The 6,443-nt window shown below is 58.1% G+C and carries 10 protein-coding genes; 2 read left to right on the forward strand and 8 right to left on the reverse strand.

Annotated elements, in window-relative coordinates; genetic code table 11:
• Positions 1-49 precede the first annotated feature (49 nt).
• The 4 genes from ACOCD2_RS10220 to rluD all read right to left on the reverse strand — a co-directional run bounded on the left by ACOCD2_RS10220 (position 50) and on the right by rluD (position 2,522).
• Positions 50-208, reverse strand: coding sequence for a hypothetical protein (locus ACOCD2_RS10220; RefSeq protein ID WP_419588428.1), 159 nt, complete (start codon positions 206-208; stop codon positions 50-52).
• Positions 209-315: 107 nt separating this feature from the next.
• Entirely contained in the window at positions 316-840 is a 525-nt protein-coding gene (locus ACOCD2_RS10225) for a glycine cleavage system protein R (RefSeq protein WP_293647404.1), read from the reverse strand.
• On the reverse strand, positions 833-1,573 hold the full coding sequence (pgeF, locus tag ACOCD2_RS10230; RefSeq protein ID WP_293647406.1) for a peptidoglycan editing factor PgeF: 741 nt from the start codon (positions 1,571-1,573) through the stop codon (positions 833-835). The genes ACOCD2_RS10225 and pgeF overlap by 8 nt, the downstream gene beginning before the upstream one ends.
• On the reverse strand, positions 1,563-2,522 hold the full coding sequence (rluD, locus tag ACOCD2_RS10235; RefSeq protein WP_293647408.1) for a 23S rRNA pseudouridine(1911/1915/1917) synthase RluD: 960 nt from the start codon (positions 2,520-2,522) through the stop codon (positions 1,563-1,565). The genes pgeF and rluD overlap by 11 nt, the downstream gene beginning before the upstream one ends.
• Positions 2,523-2,589: 67 nt before the next feature.
• On the opposite strand from rluD, the gene ACOCD2_RS10240 reads away from it, so the two are divergent.
• Together ACOCD2_RS10240 and ACOCD2_RS10245 are read left to right on the forward strand one after the other, a co-directional pair.
• On the forward strand, positions 2,590-3,405 hold the full coding sequence (locus ACOCD2_RS10240; protein ID WP_293647410.1) for an outer membrane protein assembly factor BamD: 816 nt from the start codon (positions 2,590-2,592) through the stop codon (positions 3,403-3,405).
• 27 nt (positions 3,406-3,432) lie between these two features.
• Positions 3,433-3,720: a CPCC family cysteine-rich protein gene (locus ACOCD2_RS10245; protein WP_293647418.1), complete on the forward strand. Its 288-nt coding sequence runs from the start codon at positions 3,433-3,435 to the stop codon at positions 3,718-3,720.
• Positions 3,721-3,777: 57 nt separating this feature from the next.
• Here the strand turns inward: ACOCD2_RS10245 and ACOCD2_RS10250 are convergent, their stop codons facing one another.
• From ACOCD2_RS10250 to ACOCD2_RS10265, 4 genes are all read right to left on the reverse strand, one after another.
• Positions 3,778-4,488, reverse strand: a complete 711-nt coding sequence (locus tag ACOCD2_RS10250; protein ID WP_293647412.1) for an FKBP-type peptidyl-prolyl cis-trans isomerase — start codon at positions 4,486-4,488, stop codon at positions 3,778-3,780.
• A gap of 103 nt (positions 4,489-4,591) precedes the next feature.
• Positions 4,592-5,425 (reverse strand): carboxylating nicotinate-nucleotide diphosphorylase, encoded by an 834-nt coding sequence (gene nadC, locus ACOCD2_RS10255; RefSeq protein ID WP_293647414.1) that lies wholly within the window; start codon positions 5,423-5,425, stop codon positions 4,592-4,594.
• Positions 5,425-5,769, reverse strand: coding sequence for an FKBP-type peptidyl-prolyl cis-trans isomerase (locus ACOCD2_RS10260; protein ID WP_293647416.1), 345 nt, complete (start codon positions 5,767-5,769; stop codon positions 5,425-5,427). Before ACOCD2_RS10260 ends, nadC begins: the two co-directional genes overlap by 1 nt.
• A gap of 106 nt (positions 5,770-5,875) precedes the next feature.
• Positions 5,876-6,346 carry an HD-GYP domain-containing protein gene (locus ACOCD2_RS10265; RefSeq protein ID WP_308214799.1) on the reverse strand — a complete coding sequence of 157 codons (471 nt, stop codon included), beginning with the start codon at positions 6,344-6,346 and terminating at the stop codon, positions 5,876-5,878.
• Positions 6,347-6,443: the final 97 nt, after the last annotated feature.

Below are 6,443 nucleotides of genomic sequence, written 5' to 3' on the forward strand. Positions count from 1 at the left end.
GGATAACCATGGCGTTATGCTTCCTCCAGGTTTTGCGTGAGCCAGTCGTTCAATATCTGGCGGGTTCGGAACAAAGGATAGCTCCTTTTTGGAATATAATCACATGGTACCCGACACGTAGTGCTGGGTGACCAGGACGGCTGGGGCACCAATAGGTTGTCAAAGGCCGAGTCGATTTTGGGGACTGGGATGTCCCAAAATCTATCACGAGGCCGAAGACACGCTTGGCAAGCTGTCATCAAAACCGGTTACCGTCTCTGATACCTGTTTCAGCCTGTCATCGGGAATGGTGAGTATGGGCAGGGCTTCCACGAATCAGCCCACCAGCATTTCGACGGGGGAGACATTCACGTCGATGCCCTCGGAGCGCAAGCTACTCAGTGATGCTTCCAGGGTTTCCAGGGGTACGCTGGCAATACCGGCAATCTGCATGATGTACACCGGCTTGTCCTCACTGCCTGCAACATCTGAATCCAGTCCCAGTATGTTGAACCCGTCCTGCGCCAGCACACCTGTGACCTTGGCGACGATGCCGGCCTTGTCCGCGCCACTGACCCGCACGATGAAGTTTGGCGGCACATGGCGGTGCAGGCCACCCTGCATGGGATCGATATGCAGGCTCAGGCCCAGCTCATCCGCCACTTGGGACAGGGCTTCTTCCAGCGCCTGGGCATCCATCTCGCCGGCCACCATCATCATGATAGTGAAATTGCCACCCAGCCGCAGCATGGAGGCCTCGCCTAGGAGCATACCGCGATCGAACAGTGTCCGGGTGATACGGGCGACGATACCCGGCTTGTCCTCCCCGGTGACGGTCAGCATATACCAGTGTTTACTCATTACTCTTCTCCAACCAGATCAAGCTGGCCATGCGACCGGTGCGGCCATCACGCCGGTATGAAAAAAAACGTTCAGACTCTGTACAGGTGCAGAAGTCACCACCGAAAATCCGGGTCAATCCTTCTGCCTGCAGGCGCAGGCTGGCCAATCTGTAGATGTCGGCCAGCCATTTGTCCTTTCCATGCGGCGCGAAGGCAGCTTCTGCAGCCGCCTGCTGCCGCTGGAAGGCCTCACGCACTTCGTCTCCCACTTCAAAGGCGGCGGGACCGATGGCCGGCCCCAGCCAGGCCATGATAGCCGAGGCGGGCCGGTTGAAACAGCGCAGTGTATGTTCCAGCACGCCGCCGGCAAGCCCCCGCCATCCGGCATGAGCCGCAGCCACCTGGCTTCCGCTGTCATCACAAAACAGCACCGGCAGGCAGTCTGCCGTCATTATCGCGCAGACCTCTCCTTCTACCGTACTGAAACGGGCATCTCCCCGGCACCCGCTGCTGCCGGCAGGCAGCACCTGGCTGCCGTGAACCTGCTCCATCCACAACGGCTCACCGGGCAGACCTCCCAGAGCCGCCAGCCTGGCCCGGTTTTTCTTCACATGGACAGGATCATCCCCCACGTGATCTCCCAGATTGAAGCTGTCCCAGGGCGGAAAGCTGCAGCCGCCATTGCGCGTGGTGCTCAGGGCGCGCACGTTTTCAGGAGCAGGCCAGTCGGGAATGATCCAGTCAGCGTTCATGCTCGGCCCTGTCCAGACGCAACTGCTCAATGAGGCGGGCGAGATCACCGGGTATGGGGCTTTCCCATGTCAGAGGTTCACCAGTGACCGGATGATTCAGGCTCAGACGGCGTGCATGCAATGCCTGACGCGGAAACTGCTGCAGTGCCTGGACGGTAGCCTGGCTGGCATCACGCGGCAGTTTCACACGACCGCCGTATACCGTATCCCCAACCAGCGGATAGTGAATATGCGCCATGTGCACCCGGATCTGGTGGGTGCGCCCGGTTTCCAGCTGCACATCCAGCAGGGTATGCATGCGGAAACGCTCGTTGATACGGTAGTGCGTAACCGCGTGCTTGCCACCCTGCACAACCGCCATGCACACCCGTCTGCCGGGATGGCGACCGATGGGAGCATCCACCGTGCCGCCCGCTGTAGGCAATCCCACCACCAGCGCCAGGTATTCCCGCTTGATCTGCCTCGCCTGCAGGGCCTCGACCAGATGCTTGTGCGCCACGTGGCTGCGCGCCACCACCATCAGTCCGGTCGTGTCCTTGTCCAGGCGATGCACGATGCCCGCTCTTGGCAGAGCGGCGGCATCTCCATCATGATGCAGCAGTGCATTCTGCACCGTACCCGTCCGGTTACCGGCTCCGGGGTGCACCACCAGGCCGGCAGGCTTGTCGATGACCAGGATGTGCTCGTCCTTATGGACGATATGCAGGGGAATATCTTCGGGCTCACAGCGCTGATCGGTTTCCGGCACCGCCTGCAGCAGCACACGCTCACCGGCCCAGACCTTGTCCCTGGGCCTGCGCACTTCACCGTCCACCTCTACCCGCCCGTCCCTAATCCAGGCCTGCAGGCGACTGCGGGAATAATCGGCAAACAGCCGCGCCAGCGCCTGATCCAGACGCAAACCGGACAGTTCCTGATCGATGATGCCCTGGTGCTGTATTTCTGCCACGCTCTTTTCTGCCCGTTGCCAATGTGAGGTATAATCCGGCACAAATATAAACCGGGATCGATTGCCCATGTCCAAACTTCTCTGGCCTGCATTTATTGTCGCATTTTTACTCAGCGGATGTAGCCTGCTGCCCGAGCAGGTGGACAAGACCGCCGGCTGGTCTGCGCAAAAGCTCTATTCTGAAGCGACAGACGCCATGCACGGAGGCAACTATGAACGCGCCATCAAGTATTACCAGAAACTGGAGTCGCGCTACCCTTTCGGCAAATACGCCCTGCAATCCCAGCTGAATATCGCCTACGCCTACTATCAGGCCGATGAGCCAGATTCGGCGCTGGCCGCCGTGGACCGATTCGTGAAACTGCACCCGGATCACCCGGCCGTGGCCTATGCGCTGTACCTGAAAGCCCTGGTGAACTTTACCCGAAACATGGGCTTTTTCTCGCGCTTCCTGCCAACAGACAATTCCCAGCGCGATCCCGGGTCCACCCAGGAATCCTACAAGGACTTTGCCGAACTGGTGCGTCGCTTCCCCGATACGGAATACGCCCAGGACGCCAAACTGCGCATGCTCTACCTGCGCAATCAGCTGGCCCGGCATGAAATTCACGTCGCCCGTTACTATCTCGACCGCGGCGCCTGGCTGGCTGCCGCAAACCGCGCACAATATGTGGTGCAACACTACCAGTACACACCGTCAGTGAAAGATGGCCTGACCATCATGATCATTGCTTACGAAAAGATGGGCATGGTGGAACTGTATCGGGATGCCCTGCGCGTGCTGGCAATCAACGAAAAGAACGGCGCTTTCCCCGAACTGGAGGAAAGCGACAAGACCCTTACCGAGAAGATCTGGGAATACCTGGAACTGGACAAGGGTTGATACTGCGAACTGCCGGTCAACACATTGATGTTCGGCAAGAAGAAATATACCTGCCCCTGCTGCGGATATCTGACACTGGACGCGGAATCGCCGGGCAGCCATCTCATCTGCCCAATCTGCTTCTGGGAAGACGATCCGCTACAGTACGAAGATCCTGATTTTACCGATGGCGCCAACCTGCCTTCGCTGAAACAGGCACAGAGGAATTTCCGGCGCATGGGGTGCAGCGACCCGCGGTTGCGGTTGCATGTCCGCCCGCCGGGGAGGAAGGACCGGCGGGATCCTGATTGGCAACCGTTCGCACCCGAAGGCTGAAAACAAAGAACCCCGGCCCAAGGACCGGGGTTCTTCACCATGATCTGCCGTTTTGGCTTACCTGGCTTTGGCTTCGGCGCCTTTTGCCTCTGGCTTGACGATTTCGATCAGCTCGAGATCAAACACCAGGGCTTCGTTGGGGCCGATGATATTGCCCGCTCCGCGTGCGCCGTAACCCAGCTCAGGCGGAATGAATACTTTCCACTTGGCGCCCGGTTTCATGTGGGTGAGCGCTTCGGAAAAGCCCTTCACCACACCCTTGAGGGCGAACTGGGCAGGCTTGCCGCGGTCATAGGAGCTGTCAAACTTTTTGCCGTCGGTGGTATGCCCTTCATAGTGTACTTTAACGGTATCAGTCATCTTGGGCGGTTCACCCTTACCCGGCTTGATGATCTGGTACTGCAGACCACTTTCCAGCGCGGTTACGCCCGGCTTCTTGCCATTCTCGGCCATGAAAGCCTTGGACTTCTCCAGTGCTTTGGCTGCTCGTTCCGCGCGTTGCTTGGCGGCTTTCTCTGAACGCAGCTTCAGTACCTCGGTCATTTCCTCATCCGTCATCTGCAGCGGTTTGCCATTGACCACATCGGCAACGGCAGCACCAAAAGCCACGCCATCCAGTTCGCCAATGCCCTGCGCCTTCAGCATCTTTGCCATGCGCGTTCCCAGCGTGTAACTGTAGCGCTGATCAAAGGTTTTCAGCTCGGTTGCCTGTACCTGGCCCGCCAGTACAGCGGCCGCCAGCATCAATACAATTCTTTTTTTCTTCATCTAGTATTTTTCCTCGGTTTTGGCCCGAACCTCTGTGAAGCTCCGGCTTTTCAGACAAAATCGCCTTTAATTTGACAAAAATAGATACGAAAGTTCATTCTGCTCAATCAGTGAACAGCAGTGAAAAATCCACAGCCTGGACATCCTTGGTGAGTGCGCCTACCGAAATGTCATCCACGCCGGTTTCCGCAATGGCGCGAATGGTATCGAGACTGACGCCGCCGGATGCTTCCAGGCGGGCCCTTCCCCCATTCAGCTTCACCGCTTCACGCAACTGCTGCAGGCTGAAATTGTCCAGCAGCACCCGCCCGGCCCCCGCTTCCAGCGCCTCCCCCAGTTCGTCGAGGTTTTCCACTTCGATCTCCAGGGGAACATCGGGATGCAGATGCCTGGCCTTTTTCAGAACAGCAGCGATAGAGCCGGCTGCTGCGATGTGATTTTCCTTGATCAGGATGGCGTCGTACAAACCCATACGGTGATTGACGCCACCACCACAGGTGACGGCATACTTCTGCGCCAAACGCAGGCCTGGCAGGGTCTTGCGCGTATCCAGGATATTCACTCCCGTGCCATGCACCGCCGCCACGTAACCGGCTGTAACCGTCGCCGTACCTGACAGTGTCTGCAGGAAGTTCAGCCCGGTGCGTTCAGCCGTCAGCAGGCTGGCGGCCGCGCCGTGGATGCTGCATGCGGGCTGGTTTTCGTTCAGGCGGTCGCCATCGCCCAGATGCCACTCCAGCTCGACATTGCTGTCCACCTGGCGGAAGACTTCATCCACCCAGGCAATACCGCTGAGCACCGCTTCCTGTCTACAGATCAATTGTGCCTGCACGCCATGATTCCGAGGCACCAGCGCGGCCGTCAGATCGCCCCTGCCGACATCTTCTTCCAGGGCGCGACGGATATCAGACGCAATCTGCCTGCTGTCGGGCAGCATCAGCCGACCTCGAGCAGTTCCACTTCGAATATGAGGATCGCATTGGGGGGAATCACACCACCCGCACCGGCCGCACCATAACCGAGCTGAGGTGGAATGGTGAGCTTGCGCTTGCCACCCACTTTCATCCCCTGCACACCTTCATCCCAGCCGCGAATGACCTGCCCCTGGCCCAGTGCAAACTGGAAAGGCTGATTCCTGTCGAGGCTGGAATCGAACTTGCTTCCATCCTCGAGCCATCCGGTATAGTGAACTGTCACCTGCGTACCCGCTACTGCCTCGGTACCGGTCCCTTCTTCCAGGTCATCATATTTCAGTCCCGAATCCGTCATCTTTTCAGCCATCGTTTTCTCCAGTATCAGTTGCCGGCCGCCCAAGCAGCGCCCGGAAAAGCCCAAATTGTAGCAATTCTCCGGCCAGGAGGTCGGAACAGAAGTTCACCACCTCGTTTCAGGAAAGGTACTGTTCGATGTCCACGTCATCGATCTGCTCCGGTGAGAGGTACTTCTCCGCATAGCGGCGGTATACGCCGGAACGCAGGAACAGATCAAACAGTTCCGGGTCAATGTGATGGTCCTGTTTCATCATCGCCATGATGTGAATGGCTTCACTGAGTTTCTTGGCTTTTTTGTAAGGACGGTCAGAAGCCGTGATGGCCTCGAAGATGTCGGCAATCGCCATGATCCGTGCAGCCAGGGGCATGTCTTCCCCGTACAGCCTGCGCGGATAACCGCTGCCATCCATCTTTTCATGGTGGGCGCCGGCCAGCCTGGGGACATCACGCAAATGCTTCGGATAGGGGAGCTGTTCGAGCATGATGATAGTCTGGACGATATGGTCGTTGATGATGTAGCGCTCCTCAGGCGTCAGCGTTCCTTTCTGGACACAGAGATTATACAGCTGAAGTTTCCCAGAAATTATTCAAGCCACCATGCGCAGCAGCACAGTGACCAGAGAATTTCCGGGGGGATTGCCGGGTTTGGGGCAAACCCTGGCAAAATTCTCATCCAAAGCTGCT

The sequence above is a fragment of the Thiolapillus sp. genome, from assembly GCF_048562965.1.
GTDB lineage: Bacteria > Pseudomonadota > Gammaproteobacteria > Chromatiales > Chromatiaceae > Thiolapillus > Thiolapillus brandeum_A.

Bases quoted from the DNA above. Each gene is read 5' to 3' on its own strand.
- pgeF (WP_293647406.1), bottom strand. From the start codon at position 1,573: ATGAACGCTGACTGGATCATTCCCGACTGGCCTGCTCCTGAAAACGTG.
- nadC (WP_293647414.1), bottom strand. From the start codon at position 5,425: ATGCTGCCCGACAGCAGGCAGATTGCGTCTGATATCCGTCGCGCCCTG.
- ACOCD2_RS10225 (WP_293647404.1), bottom strand. From the start codon at position 840: ATGAGTAAACACTGGTATATGCTGACCGTCACCGGGGAGGACAAGCCG.
- ACOCD2_RS10245 (WP_293647418.1), top strand. From the start codon at position 3,433: ATGTTCGGCAAGAAGAAATATACCTGCCCCTGCTGCGGATATCTGACA.
- ACOCD2_RS10240 (WP_293647410.1), top strand. From the start codon at position 2,590: ATGTCCAAACTTCTCTGGCCTGCATTTATTGTCGCATTTTTACTCAGC.
- ACOCD2_RS10250 (WP_293647412.1), bottom strand. From the start codon at position 4,488: ATGAAGAAAAAAAGAATTGTATTGATGCTGGCGGCCGCTGTACTGGCG.
- ACOCD2_RS10260 (WP_293647416.1), bottom strand. From the start codon at position 5,769: ATGGCTGAAAAGATGACGGATTCGGGACTGAAATATGATGACCTGGAA.